This is a genomic window from Corynebacterium stercoris, assembly GCF_024160105.1.
GTDB classification, from domain to species: domain Bacteria; phylum Actinomycetota; class Actinomycetes; order Mycobacteriales; family Mycobacteriaceae; genus Corynebacterium; species Corynebacterium stercoris.
Window position 1 is genome coordinate 1 of the sequence record NZ_JAMFTQ010000023.1, and the last position, 21,122, is coordinate 21,122.

A 21,122-nucleotide genomic window follows, 5' to 3' on the forward strand; every position below is an offset into this window, starting at 1 on the left:
ATCACCCACCACCAACTGGTGGAACCGAGTGATCTCCTCAACCGGTGGATCCCACCGTGACACCGTCATCACCAACACCAACCCTTCAGATCAGTGTTGCAACGACCACTAGAACTTAAGCAGGTCACAGAAAGCAGAAGACCCCGCCGGTGCGTGGTCAGCTGCAGAGATCTTCTCCAGGATTTCCGCAGTGAATCCGCTGGCAGTACCGTAGACCACCTCAGGTTTGTTTTCGCCGAGCTTTTCGGTAGCCCATGGGCCGACGCCAGACGCATCAACATCACCCTCAGCACCCCAGGGCGCTACGAGGACTGGTTGGATACCTAGAGCGAGCAAGGTATCGCTGTCTCCCAGGCCAACTGCGGCGATGCGCTCGTCCCCGGTGCCCTCATTTTTTGACGCCGCCGCGTCATCGCCTCGGGAGCAACCAGACAGAACAAGAGTGGATGCTGCCAAGACAGCGGCGGTCTTCAGCGCCGCTCGACGGGTCAGCGAATTGTTTCGAAACATGTGAAAGCCTAACGTGTAAGGAACTCTTTGAGGCGCTGTAAAGTACCCGTAGCCCCAAAGGGCTGATGGCCTCTTTCAGCTACGGTGGATTCAGCAACCGCGCCCATCTTACACAGGTTAGGCTAACCACACAAAAGGCTGCCCTAAGTTAATTATTTTGGGGGATGTGTGGCCGCCGATATGGAGGCAGCTCAGCCGCTAGGGGCCAGCCGACAGGGGGCACTTTAGAAACGGTTTAGCAAACCACCAAACGTCCGCCGCTCCTCCACACGCTTCGCCCGAGACAAATGTCCTGAGGTTCGCCCGACCACCGGCAGTTACCTACCTCCCCTCCCCACCTCGAACAGCTGGGCACTCCACCCCACCGCCTGCTGCGAACGCGCTACCGCACCCACGGCAGCCAGGTGCTTCGCAATCACACGGGCCGTGGGCAGCTGCGATCCATACAGAACGAGGCGTGATAAATCTTCCTCGTAGTCATGCTCCTCGGCCCCGCTTTCCTGCAACACTGGGGTCACCAGGAACAGCTGCGCCCCAAAACGTAGTACGGCAGCTACCAGCTGTTGCAGCTCTATAGCTGGCCAACGCCGCCACGGATCAACCAGCACCACAGCATCTACCTGCTCACACAAAGTAGCCACTGTGCCAGCCCAATCCGCCCGGCGCACATCCTCACCGCGACGCCCAACCGTTGGAGCGTGCAGTGCACTATAGCGAGCACGATCCCGGCGGCGTGGAGCAATATCGCGCAGCATAACCTCCTCTGCGCTGGCCCCAGGCTCCGTCATCGCTGCAGTTGTTGCGCCTACTGAAATCCTTGCGTCATCTTCTGCCTCCGAAAACGACCCCAACACCACGGCGTTGGCCTGCGGTATCTTACGTAGAATCTCATCCGCATACACCGCCGCGGCCGGACCTCCCACCGCGCACCGAAGCGAGCCAGCATCCTGTCGCGCTAGTAGCTTGCTGCTTAGAATCTCCGCTGCGGCCGGGGCCGACCACTGAGCGCTGGAGGCCGCCTGTTCGTGTTCCTCCACGGCCAGTTGTGGCTGGGTTTGCACAATGTAGTCCCAGCGGTGCTCGCCCGTATCAGCCGGATTCTGCAGTGCCTGCCCTAGCTGGCCAAGTGCTGCGGTCTTGGCGGCTGCCGGCCCGGCAATCCAATCCCTTACTGGAGAATCCGGGTTTGCTAACTCGCTGCCCAGCGCAGTGAGGCCGATTCGAACCGCCCGTTGGTCCGCCACATCCTCCGCTGAGCTATCCAGTGCTGCATCCGCCGACAAAGTCACTAACCCCACTGCCTCCAAGTAACGCGCAATCCGGAGAGCCAGCTCCTGCTGCAGGCCAGTTGCTGCGGCCAGTTGATCCACTCGATCCGCGCCCTCATCAATCAGGCCAAAAATCCCCAACCCTACGGCTTGGCGCACCAGAATCGCCGACCCCATCTCGGTGAGTTCATGCAGCTCAATCACCGCATTACGGTGGCTCGTCACAGCCCCTGTCTCCGCCCCCTCACTGTCGCCCTGCGTAGCCGTCGCCCCTGCTTCCGATTGTGCCGGTGCCATTGCGCGCCAGTACCCCGTAATCTCCACGTTTTCCCGCGGAATCCCCAGAGCTCGAACCCAGCGTCGGATCGCCTTCAATCGCCCGGCCTCTCCCGCAGCCCATACATAGGGCATCGCGGCGGGCTCGGCCGCCCACTCTGGGTGTTCTCCGTACAACTCGGTAGCTTTCGCCACGAAGTCCCCGCCCTCGTCTCGCACCTGCCAGTGAATGTCCACCTGTGCTTCGAACTCCAGTCGCTGGACATGTGCCCGCGTGGCTACCTCAATAATCGCCACTGCCCTATACCCGGCGGGCAAAGACTCTATACAGCGAGCAATCGCCGGCAGCGCCGTCTCGTCGCCCACCATCAGTAGCCACGGAGTGTGGGTGGGCAGCGCTGCGCAAGACTTCGGCCCTGCGATATACAGGAGATCTCCCGGTCGAGCTCGTACGGACCAGTCCTCGGCCAGGCCTTGGCCATGCCGCGCGAAGTCTACGACGAGGCGGCCCTGGGAGGCGTCGAATGAACGGACGGTATATGTCCGAAACAGATCTTTGACCTCCTCTTGCCATAGCACCGTCGCGTCCTCCCGTGTGATGGGGTGAGGGCGCTCCCCGGTGGCCGGGTCTGGGAAGATGATGCGGATATCGTCGTCGAAACCATCGCTGACTAGCGGTGGTGCGTCTACGCCGAACGCACTATGGGCGCGTAGTTGTTCGCCCGTCAGAGTAATGCGACGCATCCCTGGTGTGATGTCCTCGATGTCATCGACCTGCAGTTCGCGGATCGTAATGGGGTAGATTTCCCTGTCTCGGCTATTCCTCGCCATGGTCATTCCTTTCTCGTTTCTGGGTTGGCGGTGTGCGGTGAGTCGGTGTGTAGCGGGTCAGTGCGCAGGGTCGGCATGCGGTGGGGCGGCATGCGCAGGGTCGATGCCTGTCGCCTCGGGTGCTGGCCGGTCAGCCGAACTCTTGTTCAGCAGCCGCGGTGCCCATTGCTGGAAAACGTTCTTCCAGCCATCGGCTTTCACCAGCTGCGCGTGCGTAAGTTCAAGCTCGCTCACCCGCACCGGATACGCCCCCGGACGGCGCCTCCACGCAGCAGCCGGATCCCACTGCCCGTGTGCCACATCACTGTTGTTTTGCGTTGCCACCACTAGCTCGACCCGGCCTTCGTAGCTGGTGGGTGCTGCTGTGTGCAGCATCTGCATGCAGAAACGGATGTTGCTTTCTATATCGACGCCCACAGTGCCCAATTCGTGTGACATCCCATCGGCACGCGCAATTGCCCGAACGTCGTAGTCACCAAAGGCTGTCCTGCCATCGGGCGTGCCCGGCGGCCAGGAATGCGTACCGGAGCTGGGGCTGCTGCCGCTGGGGTAGGCGTCAAGAATTCCTAAGAACCGCACCTCATAGCCCCGGCGCTGCAACGCGGCAGCGATGTTTTCAGCCACCACGCCACCGAAGGAGTAGCCCACCAACGTGAAGGGTCCTTCTTGTTGCTCGGCCAGGATCTGTTCGGTGTAGAGCTCCGCTAGCTCGGCCAGTGTTCCCACCTGGGGTAGCGGGGACGGTAGTTCGATCAGGCGGGTGTCGAACTCAGTGTCCGCCAGAAGGCTGGCCAGCGGGGCGAAGGCCAAGCCATGTCCGCCGATCGGATGGAGGCACCACACCGGGCGGCGTTGCGAATGCTCGGCAGTCTGTAAGCGCTGGGATTGCTGCGGCTTCGGCGGCTGCTTAGCCTTCATAGCTCCACCAGTGCCCTGCCCCAGCCGTTCCGCGATGGCTGCCGGAGTACCAGCATCCACAATGTCCTGGATCTTCAACTGCATGCCCTGCTTGCGCAGCACACCCATCAAACGCATGGCCAGCAGGGAGTCACCACCGGAGGTGAAGAAGTTCTCTTCGGGGCCGATCGGGTTGCCTAGCAAGCTCTCCATGGCGGCCTGCACCTGGGCGCATACGGGGTTGTCCTCAGAAAGCTCCCGGTTACCGGTATTGCACGTATCCGCTTCCTCTACTTCGCTGTGCCCATCTACTTCTATTTGCCCGTCCGCTGGCTCCTCAAACTCGCCGCGCTCCGGAAGCAACTCCACCAACCGGAGATCCCTACCGGTGGCGGCGTCGCACAGTGCATTGAGGAATGTGCCGAACCACCTCGCGGCGGCGTCAGGAAGAATGCGTTCCACCACATCCGGACGGTGCACCAGCGTAATTTCCAAAACGTCCCCGGGCGGGCACACGACAGTCAGCGGGTAATGCGTGCGACCGCTGGTGCGCAGCCCCTGGATGCGCAGGCACGACTCGGAGGTCTCCACTGTGTGTGGACCGCTCGGTGCACCGAAGTGTGCGTGATGGTCGTACACCACCGCGGTGTCGAACAACGGTGCACTTCCCACCAGGGTCTCGATCTCCTGTAGCGGCGTGGTCTGGTTCTCGCTGATCAGCGCCATGGTATCTGCCACCTGTCGCACGGTATGGCGCAGCGTGTGCCCCGGTTCGAGTTGTACGTGCAACGGGAGTGTGGTGATGAACATGCCCACCGCACTAGCCATTCGCGGCTGCTCCGCGGACCGGCCGGAAAGAGTCACCCCCGTAGTCACTCGGCGCCCACCATGCATCGCAGCCAGCGTGAGCAACCATGCGGTTTGTACCAGTACACTGGGTGTGGTTCCTAGGCTCGCCGCGGCGGTTGCCACCCGCCCATCTGTGTCGCGGTGCAGTACGTGCGGCACCTCTGGGGCTTCTGTTGTGCTCTTTTTACTTGACGCCACCGGCCGCAAGCCCGCAATCACACCTCCGTGCTCGCCTGTGCGGCTGGCCTCATGGGGCTGATCGGTGCCGGTGAAAATCTGTTGCCAGGCGCGGTGTTCCCGCTCCAGTTGTTCGACGCTGCGTTGGCACAGGCTTCGAGCAAATTCCGCGAAGGAGGGTGCGGGGTCCAGATCCTCGCCGCTTAGCAGTCGCTGCAAATCCTGCAGCATCACGGCGGTGGACCAGCCATCGGTGAGGATGTGATGGCTGCCCAGCACAAGTGTGGCAGGGCGGTTGGTTTCTAGTCGGTTACTCTCTGGCAACAGCACCAGGTCTGCGGTGACTAGCGGGCCGGATTCCAGGTCCACGGCGCGGTGGCCGCGCAACTCCCGTAGCTGTTCCACGAACGCATGAGCTGCAGCCGGTGAGAAGTCTCTGCAGTCGTGGATTGTCCAGGGCAGATCGAGCCGCTCCGGAATCAGCATCAGCGGGAGGTCGCTGCAATCGAACACGGCGCGCAGTGCTGCGTGGCGGCGCAGAATTGCCCGCATCGACTGGTGGATAAGCTCTGGGGAGGCCACACCAGTAAGGTCCACGGCGGCGGCAATGACGTAGCGGTCGGTTCCGGCCAATCCGTGGAACAGCAGCCCCTGCTGGGAGGCAGTAGCCGGGACAATGTCTTCCAGGGGACCGTGGGCGGCTTCCAGGGAGCGTAGATGAGCAACGCTGAGGGTCGGTGTGGGCTGGTTGGTTGAGCTGTGGCCTAGCCGAGGGTTCGTCGGCTGTGTATCGAATGCCCGGTAGTCGCTAGGCAGTGCTTGGCGCAGTACCAACCGATCCGCGACCAGCAGGTCCCGCGCCGCACGCTGTAGCTGTTCGTGCAGTTTCTCCAGCACGGTCGGGGATGCATCCCTGAGTGCTGCCAGGTCCGCCACGTATTCCACGTCTGCGCCGTCCGAGGTGAGGAAGACATTTATCGTCAGAGCCTCCGTCATCCGCCGGTCGTCGGATTCCAACACGCCGAAGCTCTCCTCCGGCTGTGCATCCAGAACATTAATCACCACACGACGGTTTGGAGGGCACGAAGCTGGATCCCACGGCTGAGCCTGCGACTCGGCCTCGCGCCCAGCGCGAACCCACGCTGCCATAAACCTCGGAGAATTGGCGGATGAATGAACGGAGGCACCGTCAGCCCTCGCAGAGAAAGCCCAACGCTCCTCCGTAGTGAACCAACCGATCAGCTCCATGCAATCCACCGCGCTACCGGTGCTGCCATAGTCACCAGAACGAGTGGCACCGGTGCCGCCATCGCGGCCGTGCCCTTCCACCACCAGCTGAAGCTCGGTCAAACCTACGGCCTGTAGCGCTTGCGCTAACAATGACACCACCACGACCTGTCGGTCTGTTCGAAAACGCTGCGCCAGCTCGGAACTCATCGCCGCAGCGTCCGGCATCGCAATATTTCGCCACATCATCGTGGCCTGCCCCCGTGGGCATAGCAGTTTCTCCGGCAACTCCGGCAAGACCGACAGCTCCGCCGATCCCGGTGGCACGTTCTGCACGGCCTGGTGCTCCACGGCACGCTGCATCCCGTGGGCGCGCAGGAGGCCGGTGAGCGCGGGAAGCTTCACGTTGGCGTCAATTAATACAGCATTCCACTCGCGCTGCAGGTTCGGCCAGGACAGCGCATCGATCGCCAGGTGGTGCACCATCACCAGCGCGCCTTCCCTGCACAGTCCGACCTGCCACATCACTCCACCATCGGGGGCTATGCCGGCGGCCAGCTGCTCCACCGGATCTGGGCCGTCCGGCGCAAGCTCCACCACAATCTCCTCGGCGTTAGCCAGTGGCACACGCGGGATCAGCTGCACTACGTTGTCCCAGTCCAGCAACATCCGCAGGCTCGCATGCCGGCGCTGAAGCACCTCCACCGCGCGTAGCACATCGGCTTGGCCGCACCCGGGTGGCATATCTAGCCACCGGTACATCACGTGGCGACGCATCGCATGCACGGTGGGCGCAGCTGCAATCTGCGTGCGCGCCACCGGACTCCACGGCAATACACCCCAATCCAGCCATTGATTGTCCCCATTATTGGATCTCGAATTACCCCCCTTGCCCAGGTCTTCACCAGAACTAAGGAAGGTCGGGCGCGCAGCCTGCGAAACCTGGGGAGCCTGCGGATTCTGCGGAGGACGGAAGTCTAATGGGATCTGCGCTAACGCAATGCCGCCCATTAGGTCCTTCGGCTGCAACAGCAGCCCCTGCTGACGTGCGCGAGAGGCCACATGAAGAGCAGCAATACTCTCCCCTCCCAAACTGATGAAGTCCTGATCAGGATCAGTCTGCTGCGGCGGTAGATGGAGAACATCACACACCGTGCGATGCAGCAGGAGGTGGGCAGGGTCGAGCGGTGCAAGCGGGTCGTTTTTACCGCTTGTAGTTGCGTTACCTGCGCTAGAGACCTCCACGGGTTCGGTCGCCTCGGGAGCTGCGGTATCCTCCTTCGCACCAGCGGTCGGCGGCTGCAGTCCGTATCCGGCGATGGCCTCCCGGTCGATCTTGCCGGAGGTGGTGGTGGGCAGCGCTCGCACTGGATGGATGCGCCGGGGGATCGCCGCGGCGGGTAAAGCAGCTTGCAACTGGTGCCGGATAGCGGTCAGATCTGAAGCGTCCATGGGCCAATCCCCTACCACCGCAGCAACCAACACAGTGGCCTGCCCACTGCGATTCAGTGGTGCCACGGCGCAGTGCCGCACGCCGTTCACGCTGGCTAGTACAGCTTCCACTTCGGCCAGCTCCACGCGCTGCCCATTGATCTCGACTTGCTCATCGGCACGCCCCAGAAACTGGTAGCCCCGCCCAGGAATCCATCGTGCCCGATCCCCGGTGCGGTAAATGCGCTCCGGAGCCCGACGCGGGTCGATGCGAACGTCCTCCTTGAACGCCGCATCGGTGGCCTCCGGAAGGCCACGGTAGCCGAGTGCCAGCTGTGGACCGGCTAGAACCAGTTCGCCTACTTCTTGGTCTCCTACCAGCTGCAGGGCGTTATCCACCAGGTAGGCACGCATACCGGCAACGGGCCGCCCCAGGTGTGCCACGCCCGGCTCCACTCGGGCCAAAAGGGCATCTACAGTGCTTTCGGTGGGGCCATAGGCATTGACGACCTCCAGGCCGGTGGCCGCCAGGTGATCCCACAGCTCAGCGGGCAGCTCTTCGCCACCCAAAACCACTAACTGCAGGCTCGGTACTTTCTCCAATAACTGCGCGGCCAACAACGCCTTCATCATGGAGGGAGTCGTATCCACCACATTGATCTGCTGTGTAGCGAAGTGTTCCACCAGCTTGTCTGCATCCCCAGTGGCCTGTTCTGGGTAGAGGTGCACGTCGTGGCCCGCCAGCAGCCACAGCAACTGGTCGAATGCTGCATCGAAACTGAAAGACGCCGTATGCGCCACCACCGCGTGCGGCCTGTCGTACAATCCGCTGCGGTGTTGGGCAAACAGAGAGCTAATGGCACGGCGGGGAACCTCCACGCCCTTGGGCTTGCCGGTGGATCCAGAAGTATAGATCAGGTAGGCCAATTGCTCCGGGTCTGGACAGGCTGCCGATTCCGCGGACCGTTCTACGGCGTTCTCCTCCGAGGTGGTACTGCCCAAGGCTAGGGCGTAGCGGATGGCCGCCGCATCCACACTAGCTACCGGTTCAGCGTTCGCATGGATTTGCTCACGGCGCTGGGCAGGACTGGTGGGATCGATATAGACGAAGGGCACACCCGCGGCGAAAGCGGCTAGCACAGCAAGGGCCAATTCGCGCCCCCGCTCCATCTCGAGAGCGAGCACTGGTCGCGCCCTATCTTGCTCGGTGACTTGTTCCGCCTGGCGCCACCTGTCGCTTCCCAGAACCTCACGGCGAAAGTAACTAGCCAGGCGATGTACTGCAGCGTGGAGATCCTTGCTGTTCAGCACTGCAGCGCCCAGTATCTCGCGATCCAACATCTCAGTTCCGGGCTCGGTATCCCAGCCATCGGCAGTGTGAACCACCAGATGTGCCTGTGTGTGGTTTCGCAGCGTGGACAAAGCGGTGCTCAGAGCGTCCTGCGATCGGCTATTTTCGGCCACTTCGACACCTTGGGCGCGCCGCTGCTCTAACATTTCCACGCGCCGTCTCTGGCTATGCAGTGGCAGCTCCCCGATCTTTCGGGATGTGTCTTCAAGCGCCTGACACGTGAACTCCCGCAGTGCCTCCAACCGAGCCCGCGCATGCTCGGCACTCACGCGGGCCGGATCCGTCTCAAAAGCCATGTCCAGTCCGCCATCCTCGGCCGGGGTGAGCACCAATCCCAAATCCTCCGGCGGCCCACCCGCCACATTGCGCAACCGCCCCGGAACCCCCGCGAAATCCGCCCGGGTGGTGAAGGCCTTAGCATTCACTCCCACTCCGTGTAGCACGTCAGCCACCCGGGAGTCCCCCGTGATCTGCGGTAGGCTCTCTCCACGCAGTCGCTGGTGGGCCAGTAGACCATGCAGCGACTCCACCGCATGGTGTAGATACTCCTGCACCGTTTGTTGATTGTCGACGTTGACTCGCAGTGGCAGCACATTGACGGCCATTGCAGGCGTGCGGAGCTCTCGCGTATGCGAGCGTGCCATCACGGGCACAGCCAGGAATTGTTCGCTGGTCGAGCGTGGAGCCAACAGACGGTGAACAAACGCCCCGTACAGTGCGATCATGAGCTCTACCCACGTAATCTGCTCATCAGTAGCGGCTTTCGTGGCCTTCTCCATGATCTCCGGCCCCAGGCGCATGGTGGTGGTGATTGTGGTTTGCCCTGTGCCTTCTGCCTTTGTGGCCGTATTCATCGTGGCGCGCTCAGCAACTTCCGGAAGCTGTGCGAGTACGGACGTCCAATACTGTTTATCCCGGATATGCTCCGCGGATTCGCGGTACTCCTGATCCAGCGCCACCAGTTCGGACAGCGAAGCTGCCCGGAATGGACGAGCCTGCTTTCCTGCCACGCGAGCGGTATAAATCTGACTAAGGCGACGCGTGAGCAGGGAAGCCGAGAAGCCATCGACAATAAGGTGATGATAAAGCTGGACAACCCAGGTCTCGGTGACGTCGAGAAGAATAATGACATAACGACACAACGGTTGATCCACCATGGTGCGCATCGTCTCGGCACATTCGGCGCGTAGCGCATCTACCCAGGCTTCCGCGCTGCGCTGGGGATCCGCGGCGTGCCGCACGTCGATCACGCGGTCGACCCCGGGGCCTTCCTGTACCACGGATTGTTGCGGGGTAAGGCCATCCGTCGTGACGCGCACGCGCAATGTCTCAGCTTCCTGTTGCAGCTGTGCGATGGAGTGCTGCAGAGTTTCCAGCTCGATGTGCCCTGGCCCCAGGTGCAGTACCTCACCAACCACGTAGTAGGGCGATTCGGGGTTGAGTTTTTGGGCGTTCCAGACACCGTATTGAGCGCTCGTTAACGGCAGCGTAGAAGACAAGTCAAGTTCCTTGTGAGTCGGCGGGCGGCAGCGGGGAGGCGAGTGAGAGAACAAGAAAGGGCATAAGAAAACACCCCACGCTGCCACACCGGGCGACACATTCGCGAGGGGTGCTGGAGAAAAAGAGACTAAGAGATCTCTTTCAAGGTAGGCTTGACCTGCTCCAATACCCATGCACGGGACAGGGCGGTCGGCGTGTTCAGGCCAGCAACCACAGCCTCGTTACCCGCCAGGGTGGCGCCGGACTTGACCTGCGGCAGGTCTGAGTAGCCCGGGATCTTCTCCACCTCCGCGATGTCACCGGTGCGGTTATAGATCACCATGAAGTCCGCAGCCAGGGCGGAGACGTTTTCTGGCGACAGAGTCACGCGCCCCTGCTGTACCTCGATTGAGCCGTCGGTCAGAGATTCCGGGAACTTCATACCCAGGTCGTAGATAAAGGAGGCTCCTGGATCCTTCGGGTCGGCCACAGCTCCAAAGGATCCCTGAGCGAACTGGGAGACCACACCGGTCTTACCCTCGATATTCGGCAGCTCGGACTTCGCATCGGAGAAGACTTTCTCATCCTGGTCGATGACTTCTTGAGCTTTATCTTCCTTGTTGAAGATCTTGCCGAGCTCCTTCAACTGCGACTTCCAGCTGATCCCCTCACCCTCGGTGCCAATACCACCCAGAGTGGGCGCGATCTCGGAGAGCTGTGCGTAGTTATCCTCGGAGATCGTCCAGTAGTCCCCGACGATGAAATCCGGAGCAGCGGCGGCGATCTCTTCCTTCGGCAGAGTCTTGAAATCGGTCTGCTTGATAATCTCCACGCCATCCAACTTGCCGTCGCGCCACGGGGCATTCATGTCCTTAGCAGACACCACCACGGCGGAGGGCTTGATGCCCATAGCCAGCAGGTTGTCGATGGCTGGACCAATGGCAACGACGCGCTCGGGGTTTACGGGGTATGTGTCTTCCCCCCAGGCGTGCTTGATGTTGACTTCGGAGGCATTATCGCCGGAATTCGCTGCGGAGTTTGCGCCTGAGGAAGTATTTTCCGCCTTGTCATCTGCATCGGAGCTGCAGGCTCCCAACACCAGGGTAGTGGAGAGCACGGCGATGCTGAGCGCACGGACAACGTTTGAGTTCTTCATTCTGAATGGGTTTCCATTTCACTAAACGAACAAGATTAGGTAAGGCTACCATCACCAAGGGTAGGCTAACAAGGGCAATCTGAGACTTTTTAACTTAATTTGGATCGGGGAGGGCACGACGATCCAGCTTCCCATTACTGCTCAGCGGCAATGCCTGCAGAGCCACTACACGGCTGGGAACCATGTACTCCGGTACTGATTCGCGCAGCACAGCAGCCACCTCCGTAGGCGGTAGTACCACTGCTTCCTGATCCCACACCACATAGCCCACCAGCACTGGTGAATCCTCGCCAACGACACGACTGGCCGCCTGCCGCACACCAGGAACCCGTCGCAGCGCCGCATCTACCTCTCCCAACTCCACTCGGTTGCCCCGGATCTTCACCTGGTCACCCACCCGACCTACGAATTCCAGCAACCCCACCTGGTTCCATCGTGCTAGATCTCCGGTGCAGTACATTCGGCCGCCATCAACCTGTGGGTACCAACTGGGCACAAAAGATTGTGCCGTTAGCTCCGGGCGGCGCCAATAGCCAGTAGCCACCTGCACCCCGGCAATGCAGAGCTCACCCACCTGGCCAGGATCGGTAACCTCTTTCCCATCCTCAGCGCGCAGATAACAGCTCACATTGTCTTGAGGCAGACCCAACAGCGACGGTTGCCGACCATCCCCCGCGCTGGATCCCGCCAGCTCAGCCAGCAATTCCTCGGTATATTCAACCCACAGCACATCCATCGCGGCCTCCGTGGGCCCATAAAGTCCATGCACCCGGCAACCGATCTGTCGCAGGCACCGTTCTGCCAGCGCACTGGGCACAGCCTCGCCACCTAGCAGCAGATGCTTGAGCCCAGCCAACCTTTCCAGAGGCTCACCCATGTCGTCCATGACATCCAACAGCGTGCCGAGCATACTCGGCACCATCGACAGCACACTGACCTGGTAATCCACCAGCAAATCCAAAAAGCCATCGATATCCCCCATCCACCACTGTGAATCGGGCATCACCACCGTTCCACCATTAGCCAGGGGGTTCAGGATCTCCGCGATACCCACATCAAACACCGCCGGCGCCTTCTGCAGCACACGAAGTTCCTCGCCAGGCCCCACGATCCGGGCGCTCCATTCCAAATGGCAGGCTACGCCACGGTGAGTATTCACCACCGCCTTCGGCCGCCCGGTCGAACCTGAGGTGAACGTGATGTAACAGGGATCCTCCGGGCAAATGTCCGTGTTCACCTCCAACAGCGCACCGCTCACCTGCAGCGAGCCACCCGATCCATCTATATTTTCGCGGTCACACTCTGCGCCACCAATCCACACTTCAGCGGCGCAAGCTTCGGCGACGACTCGGCGCAGCTCCTGTTCCGCAGACTGCTCCACACCGAGCAACATCACCAGCTCCGGCTGAAGATCTTCCAGCTGCCAACGCAAACGCTCTGTTGGAGAATCCACCTCCAATGGACAATAGACTGCGCCCGAGTGAAGAATCCCTGCCACCATTACCGGTAGCCGAGTATCCCGGCGCGCCAGTACCGCGATCCGGTCCCCTCTACCCAGCCCGCGGCTGCTAATACTGCCGGCCACTCGCCTGGCACCTCTAGCCAGTTCTGGCCAAGTAATGGCCCCAGCAGGCCCCGTAACCGCTAGCCGTGGGCTATCTACCCCACACTCCTGGACTGCCGCACAAATCATCGCATCCACCGTGGCATAGCGCTGCTTCACTCGGCGGCCATGAGGCCGCGGTGCTGGAAATGCACTCATGAACGCACCTCCGCCCGAACCCCAGCCTGCACCCCAGCCCGCATGCCAGCCTGCACATCGGCGGCATTATCGCCCAGGCCGTCCCCTACACCGAGCCCAGCTACTACCCGATCGGAAAGCTCGCCCAGGCAGCTCAGGTTCGCAAACCCCGGCCCCTGGCGCATAGCTGCCAGTGCCGGAACAAACAGGTGCGGAACCAATCCCTCCACTGCCAGATCTGCCCCAATACTGGCCTCCCAGGCCGGAACGGAGCTCAGCGCTGCATCGGACTGGTTGCCTAGTGCGCGCTCCAGGAGGAGGCGCACCTGTGGCGTCATCACATCACAGAACCACAAGGGCCTACCACCGCGAGCGTCAATGACGAGATCGCACAGCTCGGTGTAGGAGCCACACACTTCATCATCAATATGCACCCGCAGTCGAAAATCAGCGTCCGGCGAGCTCGCCAGCTCCACACGGCGGACAACGCCACGGCGATGTGCCACGCGATCATCGGAATCTAACACCTGCTGCACCCGCACAGAAAGCACCCCACGGTCGGTTCTGCGGATGAAGTCTCTACGCGCTGCTTCGCTGAGTGTCACCCATTTGCGCGGATCTGTATACAACTCGTTTTCGAATTGACTCTCCCCACGACTGAACATCGTGGCCAGGGGCGATACGGCCAGAGCTTCCTCAATATTGAGGTGAATTAGCTGGTCCAACACGGAAGCTGCAGATTCCCCAGTACCGACCACCACAACACGAGGGACCTCGGGGAGGCTTCCACGCGCCTTGAGATCCCAAAATTCTGCCACAGAGAGCACACCCGGAACATCCGAAATTTTGCCGTTGCTACGGCCAGGGCCGGTAACGAGCACACTATCGGCCTCCAGAGTGAACTCGGCGCCACGTGTGTCCTCGGCAGTGAGGCGCCACCGGCAGGGCTGGGAGGCAGTGCCGGTGGCCGTGCCCGTAGGGCTAGTGGCACTACTTTCAGTGGTCACGTCGAGTAGCCGCACCGTTGCTGGAACCACCCGCATTCCCATCTTTTGCGCCGCCCACTCCAGGTAGCTAGCCCACAGGTAGTGCGGTGGGTTGGGGTGGCCACGGTCGATCCAAGAGGCATAACGATCCGACTCCGTAAGGAAGCGCACCCAGCTAAGCCCCAGCATGCTCCGGTCCACGGCCTCGTTGAGCTCGCCCGCGATGCGCGTGCGGTAGGGAAATCCCAGATCTTTATCGGGCGAGGTTCCCAGCAACTGCCGCCCGTCCGTCCACCCACCGCAAGGCTTCCAATTACCGCCAATGCCGTGCGGATCCAGCACGGTTACTTCCGGGGTTGGAACGCCCAGGCTGCGCAGAGCGTGGAGTTTCGCCTGAACGGCTAGCGCTTTTGGCCCCGCTCCGATGATCGCCAATGATTTCAACTTACCATTCCCTTACCAAGTGAAGGCTTACCTTACACATAGACGGTAGTATGCTTACCCATGATTGACAATGACCCCCAGCAACAGCCTGAGTCACTGCTCACAGGAAGCCCCCAACCCCGCCCGGAGGAAATACTGGCCCGGTTGCGCCACGACATCCCGACAGCGGATTTCCTCCCTTCCCCGCCACCGTTACCGCAGATGAACCCTCCCTTTTCCCTACGCCCTGCGGACCCAGATCCCGAATCTTCCGATGCCGATCTGGTGGCCGAGTGGATGTCCCGCCCTCACTTGCGCGAGACGTGGGAACAACCCTGGCCAGCCGAACGCTGGCGCCAGGACTGGGTCGCAAAAACTCACACCACCTACGCTCGCGCCGCAATACTGTCCTATTCGATACCCCGCTCCCCCCACATCCGGGCTGCAAAGGAAGCCACGAGGGGCGATGCCTCCGCAGCTCCTACACCGTCTGACGAGAATGACGCCACAACCCCGGTGGGGTACGTGGAAATCTATCGTCCGCACCGGGACGAGATTGGCAGCAGCTATCTCTCTCAACCCCACGACCTGGGAGCCCATATCGCAATCGGCAAGCCAGAACTGACTGGCCATGGGATCTTCTCTTCTTTTCTGAGCAAGCTGGCCGCAGCACTGCTAGAGCAAGACCCGCAGTGCCAGCTGGTGCTTGGCGAGCCGGACTATCGCAACACCCGCACGCACCGGGCGCTGGCCAAGGCCAGTTTCCAAGATTTCGGCGAGCGACAGCAGCGGGCAGACCGGCGCGTACGGTTGTTCGGCTTAACACGGCCTAGCGCAGGGCGTGAGCCGCAACAGCGATTGGAGGCCACGCCATGAGTGTGCGCACCAGCCGCCTACTGGGTCTGGGGGTACTACTCCTACTGGTCGTCAGTGGCACGATCTGCAGTTTCCTGTACGGCGCCCGTTCCATCCCCGCAGAGGACGTGTGGGCTGCACTTCGGGATCTCCCGGCTACCAGTAGCTCCCCGGAGGAGGTTCCAGTCAACCAACGCGTGGTCGCCGAGCTGCGCCTGCCACGCACCATATTGGCCATTATCGTGGGCGCGGCACTAGGCGTAGCCGGCGCCCTAATCCAGGGACATACCCGCAATCCCCTGGCGGATCCGGGGATACTGGGAATCAGTTCCGGCGCGGCACTGAGCGTGGTGGCCAGCTACGCCCTGTTGGGCATCAGCGCGCCTTGGGCGACTGCGGTGGTTGCCTTCCTTGGTGCAATCGCGGCGACGGCGCTGGTCTTCGGCCTAGCTTCCGCGGGCAGAGCCACGGTAAATCCCCTGACCCTCGTGCTGGGCGGAGCCGCGCTGTCGGCAGTGCTAAGTGCCATCACGAGCGCCTTCGTTCTCACAAGTGAAAACAACCTGGATAGGATGCGCTTCTGGACCGTCGGTTCCCTAGCGGGCCGGGATATGAACATCGCGCTCAGCGTCTTGCCGTTTGTGGTTCTGGGGTTGATCCTGGCCTTTGCCACGGGCCCGCAGCTGAACATCCTAAATCTGGGCGACGACGTGGCTGCTGGCTTAGGTATCAACACTGCGGCCGCGCGACTAGGTGGCATGGGCATCATCGCACTGCTGGCAGGTGCAGCCACTGCCGCTGCAGGACCGCTGGGCTTCATCGGCCTGGTGGTACCCCATATCGTCCGAGCCCTCACCGGCCCGGATTACAAGTGGATTCTGCCGTACTCCGCGCTAGCCGGTGCAGCACTACTTCTTTACGCGGACGTGGTGGGGCGCCTCATCGCCCGGCCCGGCGAGCTCCAGGTGGGCATTGTACTGGCGTTCGTGGGTGCACCGTTCTTCATCGTCTTGATTTACCGAAAGAAGGTGGCGACGCTCTGATGGGGCTCAACAAGACTTCGCGCAATAGGCTCACCGCTACCGAGCGGTTTCCAGGCCGTCCGGCATTCAGGGTCGGGCCAATCTCCTTCGTTTGGCGCCCACGAGTGCTGCTTGTATGCCTCATTGCCGCGGCCCTTATCGTTTTCTTGGGAGCATTTTCCATTGGACTAGGTGATTTCCCCATCTCCGTTTCCCGAGTGCTGGAGGTTGTCTTCCGCGGGGATGGAAACCGCGTGGAAAGGCTAGTGGTCCTGGACTGGCGCATGCCCCGTGTAGCAACCGCCATCGCGGTCGGCAGTGCTTTGGGGCTTTCTGGCGCGCTAACTCAGACAGTCACCCGCAACGCACTGGCCAGCCCGGATATCCTTGGTATCACCACGGGCGCCTCAGCCATGGCCGTGACGGTCATCGTCCTCGGCGGTGGCAGCGGATTTCTCAGCTGGCTGTCCGGAATCGGAATCCCTCTGGCCGCACTACTAGGGGCGATACTCAGCGCTACAGCGATCTGGGCACTGGCGTGGCGGCGCCAGGCGGATTCCTACCGACTAGTGCTCTTTGGCATCATCATCACCGCGCTGCTCAGTTCCTACATCAATTTCCTTATGATCCGCTCGGAGCTACGGAATGCTACCCAAGCGCAGTTCTGGCTCACAGGCTCCTTGGCCACAGCGGGCTGGAATACCACCATCCCGATGGTGATTCTGGTGATCGCGTGCTGTCCCCTACTGGCCTGGATCGGCTACCAGGCGCTGGCCACCACTTTGGGACCCGATCTGGCTCGGGCACTCGGCCAGCGGGTCAACGGTGTACAGGTCGCGATGCTGGCGCTGGCCGTGGCCCTAGCTGCGGTAGCAGTCTCCGCCGCCGGCCCCATCGGCTTCGTCGCCTTCGTAGCACCCCAGGTGGCCCTTCGAATGTGCGGCGTACCCACCCCACCGCTTGCGGCTTCGGCGCTCACCGGTGCAGTACTGCTGCTGGGGGCGGACATCGTCACCCAAGCGATTCTGCCGGTGGAACTTCCGGTGGGCATTGTGACCTCCGCCCTAGGTGGCATCTTCCTCATCTATCTGCTCGTTCAACGCACTAGGAGCACAGACGCATGACCTCTTCCACACCCCAGCCAAATACAGCACAGCACAACACGGCACTACCAAATACAGCACAGCCAAGCGACACCAGCGGCGTAGTTGCGTCCTCGATCACGGTGGGCTACGGCGAGCGCACCATCATCCGCGACCTTAGCGCCACGTTCCCGGCGGGCAAGATTACTACCATCGTGGGGCCCAACGGCTGCGGTAAGTCCACATTGCTGCGTGCCATGTCCGGCCTACTTGACCTCAATACGGGAACCGTTCGTGTGAATAACCAGGACATCACGGCCATGAAACGCAAGGAGGTCGCCCGACTATTGGGCGTACTTCCCCAATCGCCCGTGGCCCCAGAGGGCCTGCTGGTCTCCGATCTGGTGGCTCGCGGGCGGCACCCACACCAGGCGTGGTTCCGGCAATGGTCTTCCACGGACGAAGGGGCGGTACTCGAGGCCCTGGAGCAAACAGATTCCAAGGATCTTGCTAACCGCACGCTGGATGAACTCTCTGGCGGCCAGCGCCAGCGCGTGTGGATTTCCATGGTGTTGACGCAGAACACCGACATCCTTTTCCTCGACGAGCCGACCACCTACTTAGACCTGGCGACTTCCGTGGACATCTTGGAACTGGTTGAGGACCTGTGCCAACGGCTTGGCCGCACCGTGGTTATGGTGCTGCACGATCTAAATCTTGCGGTGCGTTATTCCGATTATCTAGTGGTCATGAATGAAGGCCAGGTGATGGCCTCCGGTTCGCCTTCGGAGATCATTACTGCAGAGCTACTGCAGCGGGCTTTCGACCTGCGAGCACGGGTGATCGAAGATCCGGAGACTGGCGACCCGCTCATCATCCCTCTCAAGAAATCCAAAAATAACACCCTTGATTAGCCTAACCTAAGTCGATTACAGTGTCCGCTATGGATTTCAACATTCCTCCGCACCTAGCCACACGGCAGCCAACCGAGTCGCCGCCGGAGCAAGCGCAACTACAACAAACGGTGATCGTGACAGGTGCTGCTGGAGGCATCGGCCGCGAGTGTGTGCGCCTGCTACGACAGAACGATCACACCGTGATCGGCTGGGATCTACCGGAAGTAGACATCACCTCTTCAAACCCGACTGACCCACGCAGCGTGGAAAGCCACCTGTCGAAAGCACTGGCAGCTCACGGGCACATTGATGCACTCATCCACTGCGCGGGAACCTTAATCCCAGATAGCGCACTGACGGGCCCCACGGCAGTTGACACAGTTGACACAGTCTCGGGTATCGGTACGGACCCCGACGAGACCGGAGCCTGGGAAAACAACTTCGCTGTCAACGTCACCGGCTTAGCCCGCACATGCTCCGCAATCGCCCAGCACATGGTGGATCGCGGCACTGGAGCAATTGTGGCAGTGACTTCCAATGCAGCAGCACAGCCCCGGGCACGCATGGCCTCCTATGGAGCTTCCAAAGCGGCAGCGACTGCCTGGTTGAAAACTCTGGCGCTAGAGTGCGCCCCACACGGGGTGCGCTGCAACAGCGTATCCCCTGGTTCCACAGACACCGCGATGCTACGCACCAGCTGGCACGGCGAGGATCGAGCCGCGCAGACCCTTGCCGGTGTACCGGAGGACTACCGGTTAGGCATCCCCTTACAACGCATCGCGCAGCCAGAAGATATCGCGGCAGCATGCCTCTTTCTTATCTCCCCTGCAGCCTGCCACATCACCATGCACGACCTCCGTGTTGATGGTGGCGCCACCCTAGATGCCTAGCCTCTGTACCCCACCAGCCCAACGAAAGGTTATCTCTATGGCGATTCCACCCATTTCGCCCTATCCCATCCCCACTCCATCCACCACACTGCCCGCCGATTGTCCGGCGAGATCCTGGGCCCTGGAGCCCGCACGCGCAGCACTGCTGGTGCACGACATGCAGAAGTACTTCCTAGCTGCCTATGACTGGAACAAAGAACCGCTACACTCGGCGCTCGCCAACATCGCGCGCCTCATCACCACGGCGGATCAGCTGGGTATTCCTGTGTTCTATTCCGCCCAGCCGCCGCAACAGCACCCCACCCGACGAGGGCTCTTAAGCGATATGTGGGGACAAGGTTTACAAACAGCCGAGGAAGCGTCGATCATCAAAGAGTTGGCGCCAGGCAAGCATCACCAGATACTCACGAAGTGGCGCTATTCCGCATTCGAGCGCACGGACCTTTACCAGTCGCTGGCTTTCGCTCGGCGGGATCAGCTAATTATCACCGGGGTATATGGCCACATGGGCTGCAAGGTCACCGCGGTGGATGCGTTTATGAAGGACATTCAGCCGTTTGTGATCACGGACGGAATTGCGGATTTCACGGCACAGGACCACCAGGAAACGATTGATTGGGTAGCCAAGCGCTGTGGAAGAAGCCTGGATACGGCCAGCGCGCTGAAACAGCTGGAGGTGCACGATGGTCCGCCCAGTGGGGAGGCTAGTGGCCCACCCAGCTTTGTCATGAGCGACAGCGACCAGACTCTGACAACCTGCGGCGTCAAAACTCGTTATGGCACGGTAGAGCAAGCCGCCGCAGCACTTCGTAGGGCGGCGGAGGCAGGACGGGAAGACGTCGTGGTGGGAGCGCTGCCCTTCGATCCAGACACAGCACCGGTATTGCTGGCCCCCGAGAGCTTTCAGCGGCACGCGGGAGCTCCGCGTTGGAAGACGGCTCCATTGGTTCCCGACGTGGTGGACATCTCACAACGCCCCAGCCTGCAAGAGCATGGCCGGCGGGTTAGCCGTGCCGTGGAGGCGATTGGGCGTGGCGAGTTTCAAAAGGTGGTGCTTTCCCGCGAGGAGGAGTACACGCTGGCTAGCCCTGTGGAGCCGGAAGCCCTGCTACGAGGGTTCATGGAAACCTCCGCCACGGGGCACGGGCACCTGGTAGCTACGACTAACGGCCCCGAAGAAGCTTTCTTCGTGGGATCTAGCCCGGAGCTACTGATCCGCAAGGAAGGCGCGCGGATTGTTTCCCACCCGCTGGCCGGAACTATCGCTCGATCGGAGGACCCGGTGACGGACTGGGCGCGGGCAATTGAGCTCACGCTCTCCCACAAAGACTGAAGTGTCCTGGGTTTAGTTCCGATCGTTTCTAGAGGAGGATTGGACCATGCCTAGGAAGTTCAGTGACGAGTTCAAGGACAAGGCGGTGCGGTTAGCCGAGGAGCTCGTTGAGCTTGAGGGGTGCTCGAAGTGGGCGGCGGCGGAGGAGATCGGCGAGAAGCTCGGTGTCTCGGCGCACACGCTCAACAACTGGTTGAAACCTGTCAAAGCGTCCCCCGACGTTCAGCGGAGCACTGGCGAGTCGGTCGACGACGAACTGAAGCGTCTGCGGCAAGAGAACAAAGAGCTGCGCAGGGCAAACGAGATCTTGAAGACCGCTTCAGCTTTTTTCGCAGCGGAACTCGACCGTCCCACCAGAAGATGATCGAATACATCGACACGTATCGCGATCGCTTCGGGGTCGAGGCCATCTGTCGCACGTTAAGGCAGACAGAATGTGGGT

Annotated in this window: 13 protein-coding genes; 7 read left to right on the forward strand and 6 right to left on the reverse strand. The window is 61.3% G+C overall.

The annotated features are described in order from the left end of the window. Positions 1-108: 108 nt before the first annotated feature. The 6 genes from M5J20_RS11090 to M5J20_RS11115 form a co-directional block, all read right to left on the reverse strand. Complete coding sequence (locus M5J20_RS11090; RefSeq protein ID WP_370687608.1) at positions 109-510, reverse strand: TroA family protein; 402 nt, start codon at positions 508-510, stop codon at positions 109-111. Between the two features lie 317 nt (positions 511-827). Further along, positions 828-2,885: a siderophore-interacting protein gene (locus M5J20_RS11095; RefSeq protein WP_253579591.1), complete on the reverse strand. Its 2,058-nt coding sequence runs from the start codon at positions 2,883-2,885 to the stop codon at positions 828-830. A gap of 57 nt (positions 2,886-2,942) precedes the next feature. Next, entirely contained in the window at positions 2,943-10,316 is a 7,374-nt protein-coding gene (locus M5J20_RS11100; protein WP_253579593.1) for a condensation domain-containing protein, read from the reverse strand. A 128-nt stretch (positions 10,317-10,444) separates the two neighbouring features. Next, positions 10,445-11,452, reverse strand: a complete 1,008-nt coding sequence (locus M5J20_RS11105) for an ABC transporter substrate-binding protein (RefSeq protein WP_011274150.1) — start codon at positions 11,450-11,452, stop codon at positions 10,445-10,447. 94 nt (positions 11,453-11,546) lie between these two features. After that, positions 11,547-13,214 carry an amino acid adenylation domain-containing protein gene (locus M5J20_RS11110; RefSeq protein WP_011274151.1) on the reverse strand — a complete coding sequence of 556 codons (1,668 nt, stop codon included), beginning with the start codon at positions 13,212-13,214 and terminating at the stop codon, positions 11,547-11,549. Continuing rightward, the gene (locus M5J20_RS11115) at positions 13,211-14,614 is read right to left on the reverse strand and encodes a SidA/IucD/PvdA family monooxygenase (RefSeq protein WP_253579595.1); all 1,404 of its coding nucleotides are present in this window, start codon (positions 14,612-14,614) and stop codon (positions 13,211-13,213) included. The genes M5J20_RS11110 and M5J20_RS11115 overlap by 4 nt, the downstream gene beginning before the upstream one ends. A gap of 69 nt (positions 14,615-14,683) precedes the next feature. Between M5J20_RS11115 and M5J20_RS11120 the strand changes: the two genes are divergently transcribed. Genes M5J20_RS11120 through M5J20_RS11150 form a run of 7 tightly spaced genes read left to right on the forward strand, consistent with a single transcriptional unit; the run spans position 14,684 to position 21,044 of the window. Then, positions 14,684-15,478: a GNAT family N-acetyltransferase gene (locus M5J20_RS11120; RefSeq protein WP_034984982.1), complete on the forward strand. Its 795-nt coding sequence runs from the start codon at positions 14,684-14,686 to the stop codon at positions 15,476-15,478. Beyond that, positions 15,475-16,500 carry a FecCD family ABC transporter permease gene (locus M5J20_RS11125; RefSeq protein ID WP_011274154.1) on the forward strand — a complete coding sequence of 342 codons (1,026 nt, stop codon included), beginning with the start codon at positions 15,475-15,477 and terminating at the stop codon, positions 16,498-16,500. Before M5J20_RS11120 ends, M5J20_RS11125 begins: the two co-directional genes overlap by 4 nt. Then, positions 16,500-17,603 carry a FecCD family ABC transporter permease gene (locus tag M5J20_RS11130; protein WP_253579597.1) on the forward strand — a complete coding sequence of 368 codons (1,104 nt, stop codon included), beginning with the start codon at positions 16,500-16,502 and terminating at the stop codon, positions 17,601-17,603. The genes M5J20_RS11125 and M5J20_RS11130 overlap by 1 nt, the downstream gene beginning before the upstream one ends. Continuing rightward, positions 17,600-18,475: an ABC transporter ATP-binding protein gene (locus M5J20_RS11135; RefSeq protein ID WP_011274156.1), complete on the forward strand. Its 876-nt coding sequence runs from the start codon at positions 17,600-17,602 to the stop codon at positions 18,473-18,475. Before M5J20_RS11130 ends, M5J20_RS11135 begins: the two co-directional genes overlap by 4 nt. Positions 18,476-18,504: 29 nt before the next feature. After that, positions 18,505-19,347, forward strand: coding sequence for a 2,3-dihydro-2,3-dihydroxybenzoate dehydrogenase (locus M5J20_RS11140; RefSeq protein WP_049780521.1), 843 nt, complete (start codon positions 18,505-18,507; stop codon positions 19,345-19,347). A gap of 37 nt (positions 19,348-19,384) precedes the next feature. After that, positions 19,385-20,680 (forward strand): isochorismatase family protein, encoded by a 1,296-nt coding sequence (locus tag M5J20_RS11145; protein ID WP_253579599.1) that lies wholly within the window; start codon positions 19,385-19,387, stop codon positions 20,678-20,680. Positions 20,681-20,726: 46 nt separating this feature from the next. Beyond that, positions 20,727-21,044: a transposase gene (locus M5J20_RS11150; protein ID WP_006841324.1), complete on the forward strand. Its 318-nt coding sequence runs from the start codon at positions 20,727-20,729 to the stop codon at positions 21,042-21,044. Positions 21,045-21,122: the final 78 nt, after the last annotated feature.

What these genes read in the sequence shown, in the direction of transcription:
- M5J20_RS11090 (WP_370687608.1), bottom strand. Translation starts at nt 510, where the DNA reads ATGTTTCGAAACAATTCGCTGACCCGTCGAGCGGCGCTGAAGACCGCC.
- M5J20_RS11095 (WP_253579591.1), bottom strand. Translation starts at nt 2,885, where the DNA reads ATGGCGAGGAATAGCCGAGACAGGGAAATCTACCCCATTACGATCCGC.
- M5J20_RS11105 (WP_011274150.1), bottom strand. Translation starts at nt 11,452, where the DNA reads ATGAAGAACTCAAACGTTGTCCGTGCGCTCAGCATCGCCGTGCTCTCC.
- M5J20_RS11110 (WP_011274151.1), bottom strand. Translation starts at nt 13,214, where the DNA reads ATGAGTGCATTTCCAGCACCGCGGCCTCATGGCCGCCGAGTGAAGCAG.
- M5J20_RS11120 (WP_034984982.1), top strand. Translation starts at nt 14,684, where the DNA reads ATGATTGACAATGACCCCCAGCAACAGCCTGAGTCACTGCTCACAGGA.
- M5J20_RS11125 (WP_011274154.1), top strand. Translation starts at nt 15,475, where the DNA reads ATGAGTGTGCGCACCAGCCGCCTACTGGGTCTGGGGGTACTACTCCTA.
- M5J20_RS11130 (WP_253579597.1), top strand. Translation starts at nt 16,500, where the DNA reads ATGGGGCTCAACAAGACTTCGCGCAATAGGCTCACCGCTACCGAGCGG.
- M5J20_RS11135 (WP_011274156.1), top strand. Translation starts at nt 17,600, where the DNA reads ATGACCTCTTCCACACCCCAGCCAAATACAGCACAGCACAACACGGCA.
- M5J20_RS11140 (WP_049780521.1), top strand. Translation starts at nt 18,505, where the DNA reads ATGGATTTCAACATTCCTCCGCACCTAGCCACACGGCAGCCAACCGAG.
- M5J20_RS11145 (WP_253579599.1), top strand. Translation starts at nt 19,385, where the DNA reads ATGGCGATTCCACCCATTTCGCCCTATCCCATCCCCACTCCATCCACC.
- M5J20_RS11150 (WP_006841324.1), top strand. Translation starts at nt 20,727, where the DNA reads ATGCCTAGGAAGTTCAGTGACGAGTTCAAGGACAAGGCGGTGCGGTTA.